The organism is Pseudomonas sp. FA117 (genome assembly GCF_057370475.1).
On the sequence record NZ_CM170675.1, the window covers coordinates 3107344 to 3129308 of the forward strand.

The 21965-nt window shown below is 62.9% G+C and carries 28 protein-coding genes; 27 read left to right on the top strand and 1 reads right to left on the bottom strand.

The window, feature by feature from the left end; translation table 11 throughout:
- Positions 1-134 precede the first annotated feature (134 nt).
- From AC1TXO_RS14275 to AC1TXO_RS14285, 3 genes are read left to right on the top strand one after another with little or no spacing between them, the layout of a single operon-like run.
- Positions 135-890 (top strand): PFL_4669 family integrating conjugative element protein, encoded by a 756-nt coding sequence (locus AC1TXO_RS14275; RefSeq protein ID WP_486402357.1) that lies wholly within the window; start codon positions 135-137, stop codon positions 888-890.
- The gene (locus tag AC1TXO_RS14280; RefSeq protein ID WP_486402358.1) at positions 887-1396 is read left to right on the top strand and encodes a DUF3158 family protein; all 510 of its coding nucleotides are present in this window, start codon (positions 887-889) and stop codon (positions 1394-1396) included. The genes AC1TXO_RS14275 and AC1TXO_RS14280 overlap by 4 nt, the downstream gene beginning before the upstream one ends.
- Complete coding sequence (locus AC1TXO_RS14285; protein ID WP_486402359.1) at positions 1393-1830, top strand: single-stranded DNA-binding protein; 438 nt, start codon at positions 1393-1395, stop codon at positions 1828-1830. Before AC1TXO_RS14280 ends, AC1TXO_RS14285 begins: the two co-directional genes overlap by 4 nt.
- A gap of 95 nt (positions 1831-1925) precedes the next feature.
- Here the strand turns inward: AC1TXO_RS14285 and AC1TXO_RS14290 are convergent, their stop codons facing one another.
- The gene (locus tag AC1TXO_RS14290) at positions 1926-2153 is read right to left on the bottom strand and encodes a hypothetical protein (RefSeq protein WP_486402360.1); all 228 of its coding nucleotides are present in this window, start codon (positions 2151-2153) and stop codon (positions 1926-1928) included.
- A gap of 182 nt (positions 2154-2335) precedes the next feature.
- Between AC1TXO_RS14290 and AC1TXO_RS14295 the strand changes: the two genes are divergently transcribed.
- The 24 genes from AC1TXO_RS14295 (at position 2336) to AC1TXO_RS14410 (ending at position 21755) form a co-directional block, all read left to right on the top strand.
- Positions 2336-2635 (top strand): helix-turn-helix domain-containing protein, encoded by a 300-nt coding sequence (locus AC1TXO_RS14295; protein WP_486406843.1) that lies wholly within the window; start codon positions 2336-2338, stop codon positions 2633-2635.
- A gap of 125 nt (positions 2636-2760) precedes the next feature.
- Positions 2761-4734: a DNA topoisomerase III gene (locus AC1TXO_RS14300; RefSeq protein WP_486402361.1), complete on the top strand. Its 1974-nt coding sequence runs from the start codon at positions 2761-2763 to the stop codon at positions 4732-4734.
- A gap of 756 nt (positions 4735-5490) precedes the next feature.
- Entirely contained in the window at positions 5491-6033 is a 543-nt protein-coding gene (locus AC1TXO_RS14305) for an STY4534 family ICE replication protein (protein WP_486402362.1), read from the top strand.
- A 63-nt stretch (positions 6034-6096) separates the two neighbouring features.
- A complete protein-coding gene (locus tag AC1TXO_RS14310) occupies positions 6097-6354 on the top strand; it encodes a hypothetical protein (protein ID WP_486402363.1) in 258 nt (85 codons plus the stop codon).
- 64 nt (positions 6355-6418) lie between these two features.
- The gene (locus tag AC1TXO_RS14315) at positions 6419-6913 is read left to right on the top strand and encodes a JAB domain-containing protein (RefSeq protein ID WP_486402364.1); all 495 of its coding nucleotides are present in this window, start codon (positions 6419-6421) and stop codon (positions 6911-6913) included.
- 67 nt (positions 6914-6980) lie between these two features.
- A complete protein-coding gene (locus AC1TXO_RS14320) occupies positions 6981-7424 on the top strand; it encodes a hypothetical protein (RefSeq protein ID WP_486402365.1) in 444 nt (147 codons plus the stop codon).
- Between the two features lie 36 nt (positions 7425-7460).
- A complete protein-coding gene (locus AC1TXO_RS14325) occupies positions 7461-7697 on the top strand; it encodes a DUF5983 family protein (protein ID WP_486402366.1) in 237 nt (78 codons plus the stop codon).
- A gap of 272 nt (positions 7698-7969) precedes the next feature.
- Positions 7970-8338, top strand: a complete 369-nt coding sequence (pilL2, locus tag AC1TXO_RS14330) for a PFGI-1 class ICE element type IV pilus protein PilL2 (protein WP_486402367.1) — start codon at positions 7970-7972, stop codon at positions 8336-8338.
- Positions 8335-9003, top strand: coding sequence for a hypothetical protein (locus AC1TXO_RS14335; protein ID WP_486402368.1), 669 nt, complete (start codon positions 8335-8337; stop codon positions 9001-9003). Before pilL2 ends, AC1TXO_RS14335 begins: the two co-directional genes overlap by 4 nt.
- 10 nt (positions 9004-9013) lie before the next feature.
- The gene (locus AC1TXO_RS14340) at positions 9014-9733 is read left to right on the top strand and encodes a TIGR03759 family integrating conjugative element protein (RefSeq protein ID WP_486402369.1); all 720 of its coding nucleotides are present in this window, start codon (positions 9014-9016) and stop codon (positions 9731-9733) included.
- Positions 9715-10269 carry a lysozyme family protein gene (locus AC1TXO_RS14345; protein ID WP_486402370.1) on the top strand — a complete coding sequence of 185 codons (555 nt, stop codon included), beginning with the start codon at positions 9715-9717 and terminating at the stop codon, positions 10267-10269. Before AC1TXO_RS14340 ends, AC1TXO_RS14345 begins: the two co-directional genes overlap by 19 nt.
- A complete protein-coding gene (locus AC1TXO_RS14350) occupies positions 10266-10685 on the top strand; it encodes an integrating conjugative element protein (protein ID WP_486402371.1) in 420 nt (139 codons plus the stop codon). The genes AC1TXO_RS14345 and AC1TXO_RS14350 overlap by 4 nt, the downstream gene beginning before the upstream one ends.
- A gap of 9 nt (positions 10686-10694) precedes the next feature.
- A complete protein-coding gene (traD, locus tag AC1TXO_RS14355; RefSeq protein WP_486402372.1) occupies positions 10695-12821 on the top strand; it encodes a type IV conjugative transfer system coupling protein TraD in 2127 nt (708 codons plus the stop codon).
- Positions 12822-12835: 14 nt separating this feature from the next.
- A complete protein-coding gene (locus AC1TXO_RS14360; RefSeq protein ID WP_486402373.1) occupies positions 12836-13564 on the top strand; it encodes a TIGR03747 family integrating conjugative element membrane protein in 729 nt (242 codons plus the stop codon).
- Between the two features lie 234 nt (positions 13565-13798).
- A complete protein-coding gene (locus tag AC1TXO_RS14365) occupies positions 13799-14221 on the top strand; it encodes a helix-turn-helix domain-containing protein (protein ID WP_486402374.1) in 423 nt (140 codons plus the stop codon).
- A 129-nt stretch (positions 14222-14350) separates the two neighbouring features.
- A complete protein-coding gene (locus AC1TXO_RS14370; protein ID WP_486402375.1) occupies positions 14351-14686 on the top strand; it encodes an integrative conjugative element protein, RAQPRD family in 336 nt (111 codons plus the stop codon).
- Positions 14673-14912, top strand: coding sequence for a TIGR03758 family integrating conjugative element protein (locus AC1TXO_RS14375; RefSeq protein WP_486402376.1), 240 nt, complete (start codon positions 14673-14675; stop codon positions 14910-14912). Before AC1TXO_RS14370 ends, AC1TXO_RS14375 begins: the two co-directional genes overlap by 14 nt.
- 15 nt (positions 14913-14927) lie before the next feature.
- The gene (locus tag AC1TXO_RS14380) at positions 14928-15305 is read left to right on the top strand and encodes a TIGR03745 family integrating conjugative element membrane protein (protein ID WP_486402377.1); all 378 of its coding nucleotides are present in this window, start codon (positions 14928-14930) and stop codon (positions 15303-15305) included.
- 7 nt (positions 15306-15312) lie between these two features.
- A complete protein-coding gene (locus AC1TXO_RS14385) occupies positions 15313-15714 on the top strand; it encodes a TIGR03750 family conjugal transfer protein (RefSeq protein WP_486402378.1) in 402 nt (133 codons plus the stop codon).
- Positions 15711-16349, top strand: a complete 639-nt coding sequence (locus tag AC1TXO_RS14390) for a PFL_4703 family integrating conjugative element protein (RefSeq protein ID WP_486402379.1) — start codon at positions 15711-15713, stop codon at positions 16347-16349. Before AC1TXO_RS14385 ends, AC1TXO_RS14390 begins: the two co-directional genes overlap by 4 nt.
- Positions 16349-17155 (top strand): TIGR03749 family integrating conjugative element protein, encoded by an 807-nt coding sequence (locus AC1TXO_RS14395; RefSeq protein ID WP_486402380.1) that lies wholly within the window; start codon positions 16349-16351, stop codon positions 17153-17155. Before AC1TXO_RS14390 ends, AC1TXO_RS14395 begins: the two co-directional genes overlap by 1 nt.
- Positions 17145-18653 (top strand): TIGR03752 family integrating conjugative element protein, encoded by a 1509-nt coding sequence (locus AC1TXO_RS14400; RefSeq protein WP_486402381.1) that lies wholly within the window; start codon positions 17145-17147, stop codon positions 18651-18653. The genes AC1TXO_RS14395 and AC1TXO_RS14400 overlap by 11 nt, the downstream gene beginning before the upstream one ends.
- On the top strand, positions 18616-19035 hold the full coding sequence (locus AC1TXO_RS14405) for a TIGR03751 family conjugal transfer lipoprotein (protein WP_486402382.1): 420 nt from the start codon (positions 18616-18618) through the stop codon (positions 19033-19035). Before AC1TXO_RS14400 ends, AC1TXO_RS14405 begins: the two co-directional genes overlap by 38 nt.
- Complete coding sequence (locus AC1TXO_RS14410; RefSeq protein ID WP_486402383.1) at positions 19035-21755, top strand: conjugative transfer ATPase; 2721 nt, start codon at positions 19035-19037, stop codon at positions 21753-21755. The genes AC1TXO_RS14405 and AC1TXO_RS14410 overlap by 1 nt, the downstream gene beginning before the upstream one ends.
- Positions 21756-21965: the final 210 nt, after the last annotated feature.

Below are 21965 nucleotides of genomic sequence, written 5' to 3' on the forward strand. Positions count from 1 at the left end.
TTTGATGCCTAGTGTGATCAAATCCACAGACGTCCACTGTTTGAAAATGCGAGCCCAGCACCTTCGCGTTGATCCACGCCGAGGGCGATGACACAGCTCATCGTCTGCCTCAATTCAACGGCGAGGATCCGGCGATGGTCGACCACTACCAGCTCAACCTGGGCTCACTGCGCAGCAGCATTACGCTCACCCTGCACACCCACCATGCCGCGCGACTGTGGCAGGGACGAGCTGCCCGCGAGGGCGTCCATGGCATCCTCGGGATGGCCGGCTACATCAGCGTGACCAACCTGCTCAAGCAGGCCTGCAGCCAGGACGATCCCTTCGCCGACTGGTTCATGCTGCAGCTCGAAGACAAGCTGCTGCAGGCGAAGGCTGATCTGCAGACGTTGACCGAACAAGTCAGCCTGGTGGAGCGCGATCTCCCCACGCAGGTCGATGTCGGCGACAACCTCAATATCCATCCGGTAACCCTGCCGCTGTTCATCGGCAGTCAGCTGGGATTTCTCGCCGTGTACCTGTTGACCGATTACGACACGTTGGTGCGACGGGTACTGCTGGCGCACCACACCGCGTTGATTGGCCGGGGCGACATGGAGATCTGGATCGACCGCGGCGCGCACCTGCTGCGCAGCGTGTTCGGCTTGGCCCAGCGCTACCGCCTGGCCGGCGTCAGCCGAGACGACGTGGCGGCCAACAACGCCCGCGCGCGTGAGGCCGTCGACAAGTTCGGCATACCGCCGCAAGACGTCCTCGAGGGTACGCGCCGCTCCCGCTTTGCTCCGCCCATTCTGCGCCAGGCGATGGATGCGAGTTTGGTCACACCACCGACTGAGATCCCCGACAAGCCCCCGATCGTGCCACCGGTGCCGGAAGGCGGTGACGCATGAGCCTGGCCGAAGCCATCGCGCGGCGCCTTTCAACGGATACCTATCGTCAGCTCGAACAGGGTGCCTCCCTAAAAGGCCTTTTAAAGCCTTTTAAGGGTAAGGGGGAGCTGCAGCAGTTCGCCGAATCGATCCTGCGCCTGCGTACCCAGGTCGCCGGGCTGATGGCGGGCATGCTGGCGATCGTGGCGCAGCCGCCCTTCTCGCTGCTAGACCTGCGGTTGGTGGTGCAGCACAGCGCAGCCGGGACGGATTTTTTGCGCTGGCGCAGCCGGGACTTCAGCCGCATGGGCGCCGAGGTGTGGAAGCAGGCGATGGAGCAGCCGCACCTGGCACCTGCTGTGCGCGAGGCGCTGCACCAGTTGGAGGTCAACCGCGTGGTGCTGAACCTGCAAATGAGTAGCCTGCACTCACTGCACCGCCAGGCCTCGGCGTCCGCCAACCAGTTACTCGACGCCGAGGTCGCCCTCGGCAGTTCCGTTCCCCCCCACCTGGAGTCAATCCCATGAGCACCTTATTTGTTGGCGAAGGCAACATCGGCAGCGTCCCCGAGTTTCAGGAGTTCAACACCAACCCCGAAGAGCCGCGCCGCCTCCTACGGCTCAATGTGTATTTCGACAACCCGGTACCGCGTGACGGCAACTACGAGGACCGCGGCGGCTACTGGGCCCCGGTCGAACTCTGGCATCGTGAAGCCGAGCACTGGAGCACGCTGTTCCAAAAGGGCATGCGCATCCTGGTCGAGGGCCGTACGGTCAAGGAGGAGTGGGAAGACAGCGAGGATAACGCGCGGGTGACGTTCAAGGTCGAGGCCCGGCGCATTGGCATCCTGCCCCACCGGCTGGCGTCGGTGACCATGCGCGAGAAGAACCAGGACGGCGGCAAAGGCGACGGCGCCAGCCATAGTCGTAAACCCGCGAGCAAGAAGAGCCCACGCAAGTAGGCTGATCCTGTGGTACTCGGTGGACTGGCCGAGCCAGCGCGAAGCTGGTTCAGCACGGCCATCCACCAACGCGGGAAACGCCATAAGGGGTGCGCTCAATGGCGGGATGATGACGCTAGTCTGCTATGAGCCAGCAGCAATGAGGCCTGCTCCAGGTGTTCATCCAAAGCGCGGAACGCGCGCCAGTGTTCGGGACTTTCGCGCAGCCACTGCTCAAGCCGTGTGCGAGCGCCAGGGTTGTCCGGTTCCAGGTGCGTGGCAAGCAACAACTCGTACGCCTTCAATTGCAGAGCCTCGGCCCCACCGTCCTTGCTTTCGTTCATGTCCCTACCCTCCACGAGAGTTGGCAACTGCACTTTATTGGGGTGATACGCCTCAAAAGGTTGATAGTCAACCTTATGAGGCGTTCATATGCGCGGGTTGATGGTCAACCATATGGGTCGAATTGGAGAGCGCCCCATTGCCCGCGAAGAAGCCTAGCCTACGCCATCATATTGGCCGCCAATTGGCCAAGGTACGCACTGCCTGCAATCTGACGCAGGAAGAAGTGGGCGTGCAGCTGCACGTAACCAGCGAGGCCATTTCCCGTATGGAGCGGGGTCAGGTCGACCTGTCAGTAAGCAAGTTGCTGCGGTTGGCGGACATCTACCAATGCACGGCAGACGAACTGTTGCTGGCCGCGAGCAGCCGGCCTCTCGATCAAGGGCTGGTGATCGCTGAGCTGCTGCAAGACTTGAATGAAGCCGATCGGCTGTATGCTGTGGAAAATTTACGCCAACTGGCCGTACACCTCGCCCGCCGTTGATCCGCGCACTATCCTCCCTTCCCCCTCGGGCCGATGGCTGAAGTGATCACCGCCCATTCGGCTTTCCGCTGGCCTCGCCTTCCCACCCCGGCACGCTGTTATGAACCGACTGGGAGTGCCTGCTCATGCGTCTGTTCATCTGTGAAAAACCTTCGCAAGCGCGCGATATCGCTCGCGTGCTCCAAGCCACGCGGCGCGGCGACGGCTACCTGGCGGGGTCGGGAGTGACGGTGACCTGGTGCGTGGGCCATCTGCTGGAGACCGCGCCACCGGAAAGCTATGGCGAGCGCTACAAGCGCTGGACCCTGGAGGATCTGCCCATCATCCCCGGGCAGTGGCAAGTCGTCGTCAAACCGAAGGTGGCCAAGCAGCTGAAGGTTATCCAGGGCCTGCTGCAGTCATGCTCCGAGGTGGTAATCGCCACCGACGCCGATCGCGAGGGCGAGATGATCGCTCGCGAAATCATTGAGCGTTGCGAGTACCGCGGACCGGTCCTGCGTCTGTGGCTGTCCGCCCTGGACGAAGCCTCGATCCGCCGGGCCTTGGCCGCCCTTCGCCCAGGAGAGCAGACCCTGCCGCTGTATTATTGTGCGCTGGCGCGAGCGCGAGCCGACTGGCTGATCGGCATCAACCTCAGCCGCCTGTTCACCCTGCTGGGCCGGCGTGCCGGGTTTGACGGGATACTGCCGGTGGGACGGGTGCAGACACCGACGTTGCGCTTAGTGGTTGAGCGCGATCGGGCGATCGCCAGCTTTGTCGCCACACCATTCTGGACCGTTGAAGCTACATTGGAGGCCGACGGCACGCGCTTTCGCGCACGTTGGCAGCCCCCTGCGCACGCGTGTGATGACAGCGGTCATTGCCTCACCCAGACCGTAGCGCAGGAGGCTGCCGCACGACTGGAGCGCCGAGGCTCGGCGCAGGTCAGCAGCGTCGAGATCGAGGCCGTCCGCGAAGGTCCGCCCCTGCCCTTTGACTTGGGCACTCTGCAGGAAGTCTGTTCCGCCAAGCTTGGTCTGGGCGTTCAAGAAACGCTGGCTGCTGCGCAGGCGTTGTACGAGAACCATAAGGCCACGACCTACCCACGAACCGACTGCGGCTTCCTGCCGGAGAGCATGCTGGATGACGTGCCCAAGGTACTGCATGCCCTCGCCGCCGCGTCGCCGGCCTTGGCACAGTGGTTAAAATCGGCTGACCCAGCGCGACGTTCGCGCGCCTGGAACACGGCCAAGATCACCGCCCACCACGGCATCATCCCCACCGCTGTGGTCATCGACCTGGCGCAGCTGTCCGAGCAGGAGCGCACCGTCTACTCGCTGATCCGCGCCCGCTACCTGGCCCAATTCCTCCCCGACCATGAATACTTGAAAAGCCAGGTACTGCTGCAGGCGGGTCAGGACCGCCTGATCGCCCGCGGCAAGCAGATCCAGGTACGCGGCTGGAAAGCTGTGATCGACGAGCTCGGTGATAGCGACCGGCCAGAACCCAGCCAACCGCTGCCGACGCTGCGCGAAGGCGCTGACATCACGCTGCTGGAGGCCACTGTCTCCGCTCAGCGGACCCAACCGCCGAAAGCTTTTACCGAAGGCACCCTGGTCAAAGCGATGAAGACCATTGCCAACCATGTGGACGATCCGCGTCTCAAGCAGAAGCTTAAGGACAGTATCGGCATTGGTACCGAAGCCACCCGCGCGGCGATCATCCAGGGCTTGATTGATCACGGGTATCTGCAGAAAAAAAGACGCAGCCTGGCGGCATCGGCCGCCGCGCACACGCTGATCGAGGCCGTACCACGGGAGGTCGCCGATCCTGTGCTGACAGCTCTCTGGGAGCAGGCGCTGGAACGTATCGAGTCAGGCCAGCTTAGCGTCGAGACCTTCCTCGCCAAGCAGGCGGCATGGCTGACTCAGCTGGTGCACAACCACCGCTCGCTCACGCTGCCACTGCCCGCCCCGAAGGGCCCAAGCTGTCCGGTGTGCCGCAGTGCCATGCGCCAGCGCAAAGGCCGGACCGGAGAGTTCTGGTCGTGCACGCGCTACCCAGACTGCAAGGGCACGAAGCCCGTGAAAACGAGCAAGCGCCCAGTCAGATCCAAGTAGCGGTGGGGCCAACGCTTGACGTCGACCGTGGGCGCTGCTGTAGTGGGACTGCCCATCGCCCCTGGCGATCCCAGACCGATTCGCTCCGGGCAGCTCGGTCAGACTCATTGAGTTCGGAGCCTTCTTCTCCAGCGTTCACTACGCCCACTTCACGTAATCAGCGTCTGACTGAAGCGGATGACCCGCGCGGCTTGCTCCAGGCCGCAGGGGTCATCCGCCTCGGCGGCCATGCTCAGCCCCGGTGCCCGCCGGCGAAAGACTGGGCACCTTTTGTGCGCGGATGCGTGCCAGTTGGTTCCGACCCAGGCCACGATAAGGGTCGGTTGATTGCGAGGAACGACAGCTCTAGGTTTGCGATGACTCGGCTGTCCGGAAACGAATCAAAGGTGGTCCTTCTGATCCTAGCCCGATGACCGTCGGGCTATTTTTTCCCCGGTAACAATCCATCGAGCACCACCCGCTGCCGGTCTTCCTCAGCGCCATGCATCACCGATTGACGCCACAGTTGACCCGTCCTATAGATGGGTTGCGTACCGCTGTCGTTGACAGCACCCAGGTAGCCGGAACCTTGAAGGCTACGCCCATCCGGGTGGTTCTTCCCCCAGTGCGATCAGCGCTCGGCAGCTCGCACGGTCATCGAAGCTTTTCGATGATGAGCGCCCTTCCACTGATCGTTTGCTCGACCTTCCCCTTGCGGACTCACCTCCCGCCAGGGCTGGTGAACTCCCGCGTTTGTGACTGAACAGGAGATTCATCATGATTACTTCGAGCAGCAACGCCCCCACCACCTACTTCAACCTGCATACCCAAGGCATTGGTTACCTGAACCGCGTGCGCGAAGTGCCAGTACGGCGTGGGCAGGCCTTCATGGCCTGTGACATCGCCGCCTTGCACGGCGCCTCAGACGACGTGGAATACACCCGCTTCGACTGCAAGGTCGCCAGCGGTGAAGCCGACCGGCTGATCCGTGAGCACCTGGAAGACGTCCGCGCGGAACGGAAAGTACTGATCGCGTTTCGTATCGGCGACATCTGGGTCGATCCTTTCCTCTACGAAAAAGGAGAACGCAAGGGGCAACCTGGCGCCAGCCTCAAAGGCCGACTGATCTTCATCGAGTGGATCAAGGTTGATGGCCAGTTCAGCTACCGCGCACCTGCCCGTGCCGAGTCCTCTGCAGCCGCTGACACACCTGCAGAAGAGCACGAAACTGACGCTGTCGCCGAAGGCGATGACGAGCAACATCACCCAGCCCCTGCCGCAGCATCGCGGAAAACCAGCGCTGCACGTCAGTCCGCCTAAACCGTGTCGACCACCAACACAGGTGCTCCCTCGAGCACCTGTGTGCTCTCACCGGAGGTCGCCATGGAGAGTTTCTGGCTGCGCGAGGACTGCCTACAGGCGGTTGCCTACGAAGACTTCAGCGCCTTGTCGTTGTACTACAGCGAAGCGGAGGTCAAGCAGCGCATCGCATCCATGCGCACTGCCTTGCAAAACCTGCTGCCGTTGAGTGCCGATTTCGATCCATACACTGGCCTCGGCATTGAAGCATTTTCCACCCAACCCTGCGAAGGCTGCCACAGCCCGCTGCACGGCAGCCGTCATCGTTTCACGCGGCTTTGAACAATCCATTCACCCACCTGGGGCCGTCCCCCGGGGGCGCTCCATCGTCTACGAGGGATTCGCCATGAACACTACCTTGAATCTGGTCAGCGCCCCTGATCCTGTACTCGCTCACCGCGCTCAAGAGGACGCGCTGATCAGCCAAGCGTTGGATCTGCTCGATCGGCGCTACTTCCAGCGCGGCGAAGTGCTGATCACGCCCGCTGACGCGGCGGCCTATCTGAAGCTGCGGCTCGCACCCTACCAACACGAAGTCTTCGCCCTGCTCTGCCTGGACTCGCAGCATCGGGTCCTGAGCTTTGACGAACTGTTCAGCGGCAGCATCGACGGCGCCCCCGTGTATCCCCGCGAGGTGGTGATCAAGGCGCTGGAGCACAACGCCGCCGCTGTGATCTTCAGTCACAACCACCCTTCTGGCTGCTCGGAACCGAGTGTGGCCGACCGTGTACTGACCACCCGCCTGACCGAGGTCTTGGCCTTGATTGAGGTGCGTGTCCTGGACCACATCATCGTGGGCGCAGGCACACCGCTCTCGCTGGCCGAATACGGCTGGATCTGAACACCCCCCCTGCTTGGAGGGTCACCGCTGGTACAGGGTGGCCTTCTCATTTTTTCGGAGCGCCATCATGACCCCTTCTCCTTGCAATCCCTTCCTCCGCGGTTTCCAGGACCTGAGCTACGAACGCGTGGTACAAATCAGCTACGCCGACGATTGCCCACCTTGCTACCGCTCGCTTCACCCCGCTCTCTACGACTTGCCCGATGACGGCATCAACTTCAAGCCGTGCGTGTTCGACGACGACTTCGCGGTGATCACCGATGGCGAGAGCGTGCCGGAGTTCGTGCGCATGGTATGCCCTGCAGATGGCACCGTTAGCCAGGTGCTCTACCAGGTTACCGGGCTGCATCATGGCCACCGGCAGCACGTCAGCGACCTGCCTTCTGAAGACGCCGCACGCAGCTTGATCGAGCAGCTTTCCTTTGCCACCGGGCAGTACAGCCGCAGTTGGGAAATCAGCACCGGCCATCTCCCTGCAGAGGAGTTCGAGTTTCTGCAGGTGTGCGCCTGATGTCGCTCACCGTCGGGCTTCTTCGAATGCTTTGCGATGAGCAGCAACAATGCCGTGGGCTGCAAGCTGTATTCGACGCCCTGGATCAGGGATATCGCCGCAGGTGGCAGCTACTGCACAGCCGAAGAGGTCTGTGCACGGCTACGCGCGGATCACGTGCCGCCGGTACTTCTGCGTTTGCTGTTGCTGGCGGGTGAAGCTGACACCCGCATCCTGATCTTTGACCCCGATGCAGCGCCATTACCCGAGCTGCCCCTGTTCCCCGAAGAATGACCCATGGCGCCCTACCGGGCGCCTTTTTTGTAGTCAGCCCAGCTAATCCTGGGCGGCCATGTTCGGTTTTTCGGTAGGGCCGGCTCTGCCGTTTCGCCAAGGTGTCGGCAAGATTTTGTCGAGACCCCGCCATGCACATTCCCTCACTCTTCACGTTTGGGCTGATCGCCGCGCTGCTGGGCTGCAGCACGCCGCCTACTGCGCCGCCACCTGCTGCTCCAGCACCAGCACCGGTCGCACAGCCGAAGTCTAAGCCTCAGGTACCCGCCTGGGTGCGTCAGGACCGCTACACCTTGACCAGCACCCGGCCAACGTTGGAGCAGCGCCAGCCACTGTATCAACTGATCAACGTGCACATCGCCCCCGCCCTGCACGCCAACGTCGGCGAGGCGCTGCGTCACGTGCTGCAGCACTCGGGCTACTCACTGTGCCCGGACAGTGCTGGAGTGGCGCAGTTATTCCACCGCCCCTTGCCAGCCGTGCACCACGACCTCGGTCCGATCTCACTGCTGGATGCGTTGACCGTCATCGGTGGTCCGGCCTGGCAACTCGACATTGACCCGATCGACCGATCGGTGTGCTACGTCCTGCGCTTGCCGGCGCCCGAACCACCCTTCTCGACACTGGAGACCGCACCATGAAGGTTCATCACTTCCAGGCCCTGGTGCTCGGGGCTCTGTGCCTGGGGGCCGCCGTGCTAGCCGCCGAGACCTATAACCATCACCAGCAGCTGGCCGGGATTGAGGCCGCCGCAAGGGATGCACCTGCCGACCCTGCTCCCGCCCTGCGCCGCGATATCGATGCATTGAACAGCAAGGTCGTGACGCTGCAGCCGCAGATCGCGGCACTGGGCGACGCGCAAAACCAACATGCCACCGCCCAAACAGCGCTTGATCAGCAGCTCGAGGAGCTGGCTGCCTCAGTCAGAGCGCTGCAAGCGAAGCCGCCTGGTCCAAGTAGTGCTGAGTTGAACAGCCTCGAGCAGCGGGTTGACACGGCTGAGGCGACTCTCACCAAACTAACGACCCGCCCAGACGGGCCGGCGCCCGCTACCGCGCCCGCGCCAACCACCGATGGCAAGACCAAGGCCAAAGCGCCGGAGCCGCCTTTCACCCTCCAGGGTGTGGAGACACGCGGCGCCGTTCGGTTTGTGGCCGCCCTGCCCGCCGGCGCACATGCGCTGACGACCGTGCACCTGCTGCAACCCGGCGACAGTTTGAACGGGTGGCAGCTGCGGGCGATTCGCGATGACCAGGCCGTGTTCCACGTCCCTGGCCATGGCGATCGCATACTGCCCTTGCCGTGAGGAGATCGATATGGCTCGCCACGCCGCGATCGCACTTATTCTTCTGCCGGCATATCTGCTCTCCGGACTGGTATGGAGCGCCCCGAACCAGGTGGACGCCAACGCGCAGTACAGCGAGCAAACGCCGCTGGAGCGGCAGAAATCCGCAACGGACCGGGCCAAGGCCTGGGGCCTGACAGATGACGAATGGGCCACCTTTGAACGCCTGCAGACCGGCCCCCGCCATTACTGGTCGCCGCAACTTGACCCGCTCACCACCCTGGGTGTCGAGGCCGACTCGGATCAGGAGCGGCAGCGCTACGCCGAGCTGCAGGTCCGTCTGGAAGCCAAGCGCGCCGAGCGTGAACTGGCCTACCAGAAGGCCTACACCGCTGCCTGGACTCGGGTGTTTCCGGGCCAGCAGCCCGTTCAGGGCATGAGCGACGATGCGGACTCCTCGGGCAACAGCCGCACGGCTATCTTCGTGGAAGATCACTGCGCTGCCTGCGTGAACGGCCTCCAGCAGTGGCTACAGGGTGGTGCGCGCCTGGATGTATACCTGGTCGGCAGCCAAGGCAACGATGCACGCCTGCGCCAATGGGCCATGGACGCAGGCATCACCGCCGCCCAGGTCTCCGGCGGACAGGTCACCTTGAACCATGACCGCGGCCGCTGGTTTGCCCTGGGTGCCAGCCGCCCCCTACCAGCCCGCTATCAGCAGGTGGATGGAAAATGGCAGCGCATCGACTGATTCTCGTTCTGGCGATGGTCGGCGTCACCGCCGCTCACGCCGGTATTTTGCCGCCGCCGGCGTATCAATTGGCGGCCGCACGCGCTGGTATCCCCGCCTCGGTACTGTTCGCCATTGCCCTGCAGGAAAGTGGCACGCCGCTGCGCGGGCAGCTCATGCCTTGGCCTTGGACCCTGAATGTTGCCGGGTCACCGCTGCGCTTTGCTCGACGCGACGAGGCGTGTGTAGCGCTGAGAGATGCGCTCAGCCATTACGATCCCAAGCGCATTGATGTCGGGCTGGGACAAACGAACCTGGGATATCACCCGGACCGCTATGCCAGCGCCTGCGATGCCCTTGATCCCCGGGCCAACCTCGCCGTCACCGCCGAGCTGCTGCGCGCGCACTACGCCGACACCGGTGACTGGGTTGTGGCAGCCGGCCGCTATCACCGGCCTGCGGGTGGCCCCCCTGCCGCGCGTTATCGCCGGCAATTCAGCCGTCACTGGCAACGCGTCGAGCCCGTCGCGACGGCATCAGGACGGTCACTGCCATGAGCCGTTTGCGCTTGGTGGCCCTGACCCTCTGCCCGTGGCTGTCACTTGCAGCGATCGCTGACCCCAGCAGCTTACCCGACCCCACCACGCTGAATTGGGTATTGCCGGTCCGTAGCGCACGGCTCTCGCCAGGCGCCGTGCCGCTCAGAGCGTTGAGCCTGCCCGGCATGACACCGCTGTTCCTGGTTGGGCAGGACGCCGCCTCTCTGCAATGGCTTTCGCGTCACGCCAAGGCGCTGGAAGGCCTGGGTGCCAAAGGACTGGCGGTCGAAGTCGACGACGCTCAGGCCCTGTGTCGCATCCAGACGGCAGCGCCCGGGCTGAACATCTGGCCGGTGAGTGGTGACGACATCGCCGAGCGATTGGAGCTGGAGCACTACCCGGTGCTGATCACGCCCACCGGCCTGGAACAGTGAGGGCACGTGATGGGCGAGCATACGATGGAATCTCTCCTGCGACCGGCAGTGGAACTGTACACCGTGGGTATCTGCGCCGGCGCCGGCGCTCTGTGCCTGCACTCACCCTGGGCCGTGGCACTGTCGCCTGAGGTAGGGGCTGGCATGGCCCTGGCCTATACCGCGTTCGGCCTGAAGCGGCTCAATGAGGCGCGGATCGTTCTGCGCTATCGGCGCAATATCCGTCGCCTGCCGCGCTACTCACTGACCAGCCGGCAGATTCCGGTGAGCAGCAAGCGCCTGTTCATGGGGCGGGGCTTTCGTTGGACCCGCCTGCACACCCAGCGGTTGCTTGAAGCGCAGGACCCGGCGCTGGCCAAGTATGTCAACCAGTCGGCTGCCCACCAATGGGCGCGGCGGATGGAGCACCTGCTGGAGAAGGCCCCGCCGGGGCTTTCGCTGCTGCCCCGACTGACTGCCTGGGATAGCCCGTTCAATCCCGTGCGTCCATTACCGCCGGTGGGTGGCTCGCCGTTGCTGCATGGGGTCGAGCCGAAAGAACAGGAAGCGTGCCTACCGCTAGGCGAAAGGGTCGGACACACCTTGGTGCTGGGTACCACGCGGGTCGGCAAGACGCGTCTGGCCGAGGTGTACATCACCCAGGACATCCATCGACCGAGCCAGGAAGTGGTCATCGTCTTTGACCCCAAAGGCGATGCCGACCTGCTCAAGCGCATGTACGTCGAGGCCCGTCGCGCCGGCCGTGAGCACGAGTTCTACGTGTTCCACCTGGGCTGGCCGGAGATCTCCGCACGCTACAACGCCATAGGGCGCTTCGGCCGCATCTCGGAAGTCGCCACACGCATCGCCGGACAGCTGAGCGGCGAAGGCAACTCGGCGGCTTTCCGCGAGTTCGCCTGGCGCTTCGTCAACATCATCGCCCGGGCGCTGATCGAGCTCGGCCGGCGCCCCGACTATTTGCAGATCCAACGGCACGTGGTGAACATTGATGCGCTGTTCATCGAGTACGCCCAGCACTTCTTCGCCCGTCATGACCCACAGGCCTGGGAAGCGATCGTGCAGATCGAAGGCCGACTGAACGAGAAGAACATCCCGCGGCACATGGTGGGCCGGGAAAAGCGCGTCGTTGCCATTGAGCAGTACCTGACCGCCAAGCGCATCTTCGACCCGGTGATGGATGGCCTACGCTCGGCCGTGCGCTACGACCGCACCTACTTCGACAAGATCGTGGCGTCGCTGCTGCCATTGCTGGAAAAGCTCACCAGCGGTAAAACTGCGCAGCTGCTGGCCCCAAACTATTCCGACCTGGACGACCCGCGGCCGATCTTCGACTGGCTACAGGTCATCCGCAAACGCGGCATCGTCTATGTGGGCCTGGACGCGCTGTCCGATGCCGAGGTGGCCGCCGCTGTCGGTAACTCGATGTTCGCGGACCTGGTCTCGGTCGCCGGCCATATCTACAAGCACGGCATCGACCACGGCCTGCCAGGCTCCTCCAGCGCGGCGGACAAAGTGCCGATCAACCTGCACGCCGACGAGTTCAACGAACTGATGGGGGATGAGTTCATCCCGTTGATAAACAAGGGTGGCGGTGCCGGCATCCAGGTCACGGCCTACACCCAGACCTTGAGCGACATCGAAGCGCGTATCGGCAACCGGGCCAAAGCCGGCCAGGTGATTGGCAACTTCAACACTCTGCAGATGCTGCGCGTGCGGGAAACCGCGACGGCGGAACTGCTGACCGACCAGTTGCCCAAGGTGAATGTACAGACTCGCACCCTGGTCTCGGGCGCGACAGATACCGCCGATCCGGATGCCCATACCGACTTCACCTCCTCCTCGCAGGACCGTGTCACCACTACCGCCGTGCCGCTCATCGAACCGGCGCACATCATCGCCCTCCCCAAAGGCCAGATGTTCTCGTTCCAGGAGGGCGGACAGTTGTGGAAGGTGCGCATGCCGCTACCGAAGCCAGCTAGCGACGATGCGATGCCTGCGGATCTGCAGACGCTGGCTGCGCGCATGCGCGAATCCTACAACGCCAATGCAGGGAATTGGTGGAACAGCGCCGGCGGTGCGCCAACGGTCGACTTCGATCCCGAAGTTCCCCCGCCAGGGCGCAGACACGCCTCATAAGCCCCCGAGACCCTATGCCGACCACTCCAGCTAGCACACCTCCTGCGCAACGACGTCCTGGACTAATCTTCGGCACGCTCGAGCTTTGTCTTCGGCTGCTCGGCCTGCTGTTCGCTTCGCTGATCTTCTCCATCGTACTGGAGTTCATGGGCATGCTGTGGTTCTGGCCCGAGCAGGGCTGGCATCACAGCCATACTATGTGGTTGAGTGAGCTGGGATGGCTCAGCGATCACTTCAGGAGTTCGCTGCTTGTGCAAGAACCAGCACAAGCGACGGCAAAGGTGCTCGAATTCCTAAACGACTGGGTAGTGGTACGCTCTGGTTGGGCGCAATCCGACACTCAGCTGAAGCTCCTAAGTCATGAAATGTCGGTGCAGGGTCAGTTCGCTCAGACGTACGTTGTAATGCAGGAGTACCTATTGGCCGCCTTATTCACCGTTTTCACTTTCGTCGTGCGTCTCACCGTCCTTGCCCTAGCCATGCCCCTTTTCCTGCTCGCCGTAATCACAGGCGCTGTCGATGGCTTAATGCGCCGCGACCTTCGCAAATTCAGCGCCGATCGCGAGAGCAGCTTTGTCTACCACCGAGCGAAGCGGACCCTACTACCCCTGACGATCAGCCCGTGGATGGTTTATCTCTCTCTGCCATGGTCCCTCAATCCTATTTGGGTGCTGCTTCCCTGTGCGGCTCTGCTGGGATGCATGGTTGCCATCACAACGACTACATTCAAAAAATATCTTTGAGTAACGGTCGCCGCCTGTAAATGGGTGCTGCGCAGCAATCTTGATCGCACTGAGCTGAAATCCAGTGCGGCCGCATTGGTGGCAATACGGTTACCATTGCTGTGCTCTTGACACAGGTTTAATCATCGTTGACGGGTGCTTGGCGAACATCCGCTTGGCCAGATAGGATGTCTACTCACTCCAATGATTTTGCACTTCAATGCTGCTCAATGACCAAGCCTCGCAGGTGACCTCATGACGCTCAAGTCGTCGTTTGCAAATGTATTGCGAGCAATGCGCGGGATGCGAAATATCACTCAGCGGGAATTCGCCGACACCACCAGCCGCACCTACCTGTCCAAATTAGAAGCTGGTCGGTCGAGTATCACCCTCGACAAGCTGGAACAGCTCAGTGTGCGGCTGAACTTGAGTCCGCTGGCAATCCTCACGTTGACCTTGTGCGAACATACTGGACAGTCAGCCAATCAGCTCATTGCGGTGCTCCGAGATGAAATCAGGGACCTGGAACAAGATGGGTGCATCCCAGGTCTTCGGGTCAAGCTGGGCGATGAACTTACGATCGGAAGAACAGCTCGGGCACTTCGGAGCGCCTCCGCCAAAGCGCCAAGGGCCACGCACACAGGCGCGATGCAAACGGAGCTGCCCTTTACAGAGTGAGGCAGCTTGCCCCTTCTAGCGTCCGCCCTGCCGGTTCTATAAAACCGAACCTTCTGCATTCCGTTTAGCGCATGCCACCGCCAGCCTAACTGGTCATGGTGAAAACCAGTTACTCAGCTGGATTTCGCCATGATGCCTTCCCCCTACCCCTTACTCATAGTCTGCTTGGTTGCCCTCACGGCTGCCGCTAAGGACGTCCGCGAGCGCTCGGATTTCGGCCTGATGCAGCGGCAGATCGATGCCCTAGAGCTGTTGGCTGATCGTGCGCGCAACAGCGCTACCGACACTGACCAAGTTCGTTATCGCTTCGACTACCTCAAGTTAACGGCAGACTTGGAGCGCGTCCGGCACGGTATCAGCAACTACCTATCGCCCTCACGTGCTCAGCCGGCAGATCTGGTGGAACTTGCTGGTGATTATCGCTCTGACGCCCCCCACTCGAGCCCCTCAAATGAGCATGACTGACGCCCAACTCAGCGCGTTCTCTGCCGTGGCCGGGTTTACCCCGCAGCTTAGCTCGGCGCTGTGGCGCTCATCGGTGTTGGTGCTTGCGTTGCTCTGGTGCACCTGGGCCCTGTGGACCGGTTACCGCGGCTGGGCGGCCGGAAACCTCAATTTTGGCGCGCTCGGCGGCAGCACGCTGCGCCTGACCCTAGCCCTGATCGTGCTGATGTTTTTCATGCTGTCGTAAATTGGAGGCCTTGCCATGAATCTCTCCCGCCATTGCCATCGCCCGCTTCTCCTGCTGCGAGATTCCTGTTCAAAAGCCCTGTTCGGCGGTCTGGTTTTGCTGAGCTCGACGTTCGCCAGGGCCGACCTGCCGACCATGGAAGCGCCCTCCCGGGGTGAAGGTTCGGGGCTGATCGATACCATCAAGAACTACGCCTACGATGGCGGGATCCTGCTCGGCCTGCTGATCGCCACCCTCGCCTTCCTGGGCGTGGCCTGGCATTCGCTCACCGTCTACGCCGATGTGCAGAACCAGCGCAAGACCTGGAAAGACCTCGGTGCCGTGGTCGGCGTCGGCGCGCTGCTGGTGGTGGTGATCCTGTGGTTCCTCACCAAAGCCGCGACGATTCTGTGAGGTCCCCATGTCAGACGCCCCTGCCACCCTCCCTGACGGCACGCTGACCTTCCTTCCGGAGCGTCTCAACCGTGATCCGGCCGTCCTGCGGGGCCTCACCAACGACGAGATGTGGGTCGCATTGATGGTAGGCGCCGCGCTAGGCGTGATCCTCGGCGCACCGCTGGCGGTGGCCACCGCCTCCATTGCCACCCTCCCCTCCTGCATGTTCTTGTGCATGGCGTTGGTGTTGCTCGGCGGCGGAAAGCTGCTGCGCCGGGCCAAGCGCGCCCGCCCCGAAACCTGGTTGTACCGCCGCTTGCAGTGGCACCTGGCGGTGCACTGGGGCATCGGTTCGCACCAACTGATCCTGCATTCGGGGCCGTGGACCGTGCGCCGTACGCGTCGGCATGTGAGGGCCACGCCATGAGCCGCTTCCGCAACAAGGTGGATGCGCAGCAGGCGCATATTTTCAGCCTGCGCCTCGCAGTGGCAACCCTGGCACTGCTGTGCTGCGGGCTCTGGTACGGCTGGCAGGCCGCGCCCTCCGAGCTCACCATTCACGTACCACCCGATCTGCGCTCCGGTAGCACGCGTAAATGGTGGGATGTGCCACCCGAGAACATCTACGCCTTCGCCCTGTACATCTTCGGCCAACTCAACCGCTGGCCCACCGACGGTGAGGTCGACTACCACCGCGCCATTTTTGCTCTGCAGCCCTACCTGACGCCCGCGTGCAAGACGTTCTTCGACGGTGACTTCGAGTATCGCAAGGCCGCCGGCGAACTGCGTGGCCGGGTGCGCGGCGTTTACGAGGTGCTCGGCCGTGGCTACAGCGACGACCCCGACCTGCGCGTGAAGCAGCTGGATAAGCACAGCTGGCTGGTCAAGCTCGACCTCAACGCCGATGAGTACTACGCCGCGGAGCCGGTGAAACGCGTGGTGGTGCGCTATCCGCTGCGAGTGGTGCGCTTCGACGTCGACCCCGAGCGCAACAAATGGGGCCTGGCCCTGGACTGCTACGAAGGCACACCGCAGAAGCTGACGCTGCCGGGAGGTGCGTGATGACGCGTGTCTTGATCCTGATTCTGGTGATGGCCACCGGCTGGTGCTCAGTCGCCAGTGCCGTCGAAGTCAAATACTGGGACCGCCTGCCACTGGCCGTTCCGCTCACGGTAGACCAGGAGCGGGTCTTGATGCTGGACGAAGATGTTCGGGTCGGGCTGCCCAGCGCGATCGCCAGCAAGCTGCGCGTGCAGTCGGTCGGCGGGACGGTATACCTGCGCGCTGCGGAAGCGATTCCCCCTACCCGGCTGCAGCTGCAGTCGGTGAAGTCAGGCGACATCATCCTAATCGACATCGAAGCGCTCGAGGGCAGCGAGGCGTTGGAGCCGGTCAAGATTGTGACCCGGGCTACGGCGCCGGACCCGGAGACCGAAAGTGATACAGCACCCGTAGCGACACCGGTACCAGTGGTGCTGACCCGTTATGCCGCGCAGAACCTCTATGCGCCTCTGCGTACGGTGGCGCCATTGCCCGGTGTGCGGCGTGTGCCACTGAGCGACTCCGCCGCGCTCAGGACCTTGCTGCCAACCGAACGGGTTTCGATCAAGGCGCTTGCTGCGTGGCGGCTCGGCGATTACTGGGTAACGGCGGTAAAGATCGTGAACCGCGGCCCCGGCAAGGTCGCGCTGGACCCGCGTCATCTGCAGGCGACGCTGTACGCCGCGACGTTCCAACATGCAGACCTTGGCCTCGCCGGCACACCTGAAGACACCACCGTAGCCTACCTCGTCACCCGCGGAAGCGATCTGAAGCACGCGCTGCTGTTGCCCCCGCCAAAACCGGAGGCTGCCGATCATGAAAGCTAACAGCCTGCTTAAGTGGTTGGTACCCGGGGTGCTGCTGGGCATCGTGCTGATCATCGGCAAATCTTGGATGACCACGCCGGACGGCCAGCCCGCTCGCGATCCGGACCAGGCCACGCTCAGCGCGGAACAAGCCAAGGCCCTGGGTATCGCGGGCGACACCCCGCGCGACACGGTGGCCACGTTGATCGGCCAGGTGAAAGCCATGCGCAGCGAGATGCAGACGCTGAAGAAAGGCAATGATGCGCTGCAAACCGAGAATAACCGCCTGCGCACGCGCGAGGGCAATATCGACAGCCGCATCCAAAGTACGTTGAGCAATGTGACCCAGCAGGTCACCGAACAGCGTCGGCAGGCCAACGAGGCCCGGCAGAAGGCCGAACAGCAGCACCGCGAAACTCAGGGCCTGCTGTCCAGGCTCAAGGACCAGCTCACCAGCAAGCCGACCGCGAAGTCGGATGTGCCCGTAGGCTTTGGTCTTGAGCCCGGTGACGAGCAACAGTTTTCGGGTACGCAATCGGCGCCTGACGCAGTGCAGTGGATCGAGCCGTCAAATGCGCGCGCCGGCCAGGACAACACCAGCAAAGCTGGCGGTCCGCTGTCATCGCTGACGTCGACGTTCAAGGACCTGCACAACCTGGACAACAACGCCATTGATCGTGGCCAGGACCGTTTGCGCGCCGTCGCCAAAGGCGAGCGTGACTTGGAGAATGCTCAGGACCGCGCCGAGGGCGCCAAACCCGTTTACACCCTCCCCGAGAACTCGACGCTGATGGGCTCGATCGCCATGACCGCGCTGATTGGCCGGGTTCCTGTGGATGGCACGGTGAACGACCCCTATCCGTTCAAGGTGCTGGTGGGTCCGGACAACCTCACCGCCAACGGCATCGACCTACCGGAGGTGGTCGGCGCGGTCATGAGCGGCACCGCTGCCGGCGACTGGACGTTGTCCTGCGTGCGCGGCCAGGTCGAGTCCATCACCTTTGTCTTCAGCGATGGGACCGTCCGTACGGTGCCACAGCCGCAGAAGGTCGTCAGCCGCAATCGCAGCAGCGCCCAGACCTCGGACATCGAGAAGATCCGTGGTGGGCTGGGCTATATCTCCGATCCCTACGGCATTCCCTGCATTTCTGGCGAGCGCCGCTCCAACGCCCAGCAATACCTGGGCAGCCAGAGCCTGATCACCGCAGCGGGGGCCGGCTTTGCCGCGGCCCTGGGCAGCGAGCAGACCAATACCTCGTTTATCAACTCGGCCGGCGGCAGCCTGGGCCTGACTCAGAACAGCGGCAACAGCGCGCTGAACTCAGTTATCAGCGGTGGCATTGGCGACATCCGCGAATGGATCAACAAGCTCTACGGCGAAGCCTTCGCCGCCATCTACGTACCGCCCGGGGCCAAGGTGGCCCTGCACCTGGATCACGAGATCAGCATCGACTATGAGCCGAAAGGCCGGAGAGTGAACCATGAAAGCCCATCCGTTTCGGTACTGGATCTGGATTAGTCTGCTGCTCGGCCTGCACCTGAGCGGCTGCTCCACCAGCAAGGAGGAAATGCTGCCCCATGGCGATCAAACCATGCTGGACATCTGGAATGGCGGTGGCTCCATCGGTTCCCAGCAGCAGTTGCAGGAAGCGCGTGGCGAACTGCGCCGTCCAGTGCTCGACCCTGAGCGCCTGATCAACGACCAAAGCGCTTACACGCGCACCGCCGCCAACGAGATCCGCGCCCAGTTCCCGCGCCTGCCCAATCCGGACCTGATCATGTACGTGTGCCCGCACCTGGCCGGTACCCAGCAGACCCCGGTGCCAGGCTACTCGACCGTGTTTCCACTGTACGAGAAGGTCCAGTACGCGCTGCCCGGCGAACGCCTGGACGATCTGTGATGGCCGATGACGCAAGTCGCGACCCGCCACGCTGGAAGCCCTGGCGCGCTGCACAGCGCCGGCGCGCGACGCTTGCCGACGAGGCCACCCAGTACGCGCACAACCCCAGCTTTGCCGATCACCTGCCTTGGGTCGAATACCTCGAGGACGAGCAATGCTTTCTGCTCGACGACAACCGCTCGGTGGGCGCGGTGTTCGAGCTGCAGCCGATCGGTACCGAGGGTCGTGAACCCGAGTGGTTGATGGCGGCCCGTGACGCCCTGGAAGATGCGTTGCAGGACAGCTTCGATGAACTCGACCAAGCGCCTTGGGTGGTGCAGTTCTTCTGCCAGGACGACAGTGACTTTGCCCCGTACCTCGAACGCCTGGAGCGCTATATTGCGCCCCGCGCCCGCGGCACACCATTTACCCAGGCCTTCTTCACGTCGATGCAGCGTCACCTCGACGCCATTGCTAAACCGGGTGGGCTGTTCGATGACCAAGTCGTGTCTCACCTGCCGTGGCGCGGCAGCAATCGACGGATTCGACTGGTGGTCTACCGCTGGCTCGGGGAGCAGGGTGACGATGATGGGCAAAGCCCGGCTCAGTTGCTGAGTCGGACCTGCGACCGCCTGGTGGCCTCGCTGCAGGCCTGCGGGGTCAACCCTCGACGATTGACCGGCCGCGACTTCTACACCTGGTTGCTGCCTTGGTTCAACCCGTCTCCAGCCCTCACCGGCGAATCCCCCGCAGTGTTCTATCGACGCGTGCCCTATCCGGAGACGGACGACGGCGAGGAACTGTCGCTGCCATTCGACCACGATTTTGCCGAGCGGCTGTTCTTCCAGGAGCCGCGCTCCGATAGCGAACAGGGGCTCTGGTACTTCGATCAACAGCCCCATGCGGTGATGATGGTCGACAAGCTGCGCAGGCCGCCGCATATCGGCCAGCTGACCGGCGAAACGCGCAAAGGTGAGGCGTTGAACGCCCTGTTCGATCAACTGCCCGAGCAGTCGGTGATGAGCCTGACCCTGGTGATCACACCCCAGGATGAGCTCGAGGAGCAGCTCAACCGCTTGGCACGTAAAGCCATCGGTGAGAACCTCGCCTCCACCCAGACTCGCCAAGACGTGGAAGAAGCGCGCGCGTTGATTGGGCGCCAGCACAAGCTGTACCGCGGCACGCTAGCGTTGTACTTGCACGGTGCGGATGAACAACAGGCCGCCAATGTACTGCTCGGCGCCGGCCTGCAGCCGGTGCGCGAGGGCGACGAAGTGGCGGCGTGCAACAGCTACTTGCGCTGGCTGCCGATGGTCTACAACCCGTCACGAGACACCCGCAACTGGTATACCCGGCTGTTGTTCGCCCAGCACATCGCCAACCTACTACCCCTCTGGGGGCGCAGCATCGGTACCGGCAATCCGGGCATCACGTTCTTCAACCGTGGGGGTGCACCGCTGTCGTTTGACCCATTGTCCCGTATCGACCGCTCCATGAATGGCCACCTGCTGCTGTTCGGGCCGACCGGCGCCGGCAAGTCGGCCACCTTGGTTTCGATCCTGATGCAGGTCATGGCCGTGTACCGGCCTCGGCTGTTCATCGTCGAAGCGGGCAACTCCTTTGGCCTGCAGGGCGACTACTTCGCCACGCTCGGCTTGTCCGTCAACAAGGTGCAGCTCAAACCCGGCAGTGATGTAAGCCTGGCGCCGTTCGCCCATGCCCGCCGGCTGATCGAGCACCCGGATCAGGTGGCCAGCCTGTCGACCGAAGACCTGGATGAAACCGCGCCGGACAGTGATGAGCAGCGCGATGTGCTGGGCGAATTGGAGATCACCGCGCGGTTAATGATCACCGGGGGTGAAGCGAAGGAAGATGCGCGGCTAACCCGCGCAGACCGCAGCCTGATTCGCGAGTGCATCCTTGATGCTGCCAGGTACTGTGCGGCTGCGGATCAGCAGGTGCTGACGCGTCATGTCCGCGATGCCCTGCGCCAGGTCGCCAGCGACGCCCATTTGCCTGACAAACGCCGGGAGCGCGCCCAAGAGATGGCCGAATCGATCGACCTGTTCTGCCAGGGCTTCGAGGGTGCCCTGTTCGACCGGCCCGGCACGCCCTGGCCGGAAAGCGACGTGACGATTGTCGACCTCGCCACCTATGCCCGTGAGGGCTACGAGGCGCAGATGTCGATCAGTTACATCAGCTTGATGAACACGGTGAACAATCTTGCCGAGCGCGATCAGTACCTCGGGCGACCGATCATCATGGTCACTGACGAGGGCCACATCATCACCAAGAACCCGCTGCTCGCGCCCTTTGTGGTCAAGGGCACGAAGATGTGGCGCAAGCTGGGGGCCTGGTTCTGGCTGGCGACGCAGAACCTGGCCGACTTCCCCGATGCGGCGCAGACCATGCTCAACATGATCGAGTGGTGGATCTGCCTGAACATGCCACCAGCGGAAATCGAGGAAATCGCTCGCTTCAAGAAACTTACGCCGGCTCAGAAGACGCTGCTGCTCTCCGCGAGCAAGGCCTCGGGCAAGTACACAGAGGGCGTGGTCCTGTCGAAGAACCTGGAGACACTGTTCCGCGCAGTGCCGCCGAGCCTGTACCTCGCTCTGGCCATGACCGAGCCCGAGGAAAAAGCACAGCGCTGGCGATTGATGGAAGAGCACCAGCAGTCCGAGCTGGAGGCCGCCCTGCAGGTCGCGGCCGACATTGATCGCCTTCGCGGGATGTCGTGAACGATACCGCCTGAGTCGTTCATGCCTTTTCACTCAGCAAAAATCGACAAGAGCACATTTGTACTCTTCGCTTATCTGCCTGACTCGCTCAGCTAAATCAGCCGCCAGACGAAACCGATCAACCCGGACTCAGTTTGTCTCCCCTCCTCCAGCGCCGGATCCGGGATGCTGAAACTTGGCGCACGGATGCACACGGCCGCCACCTGCTGA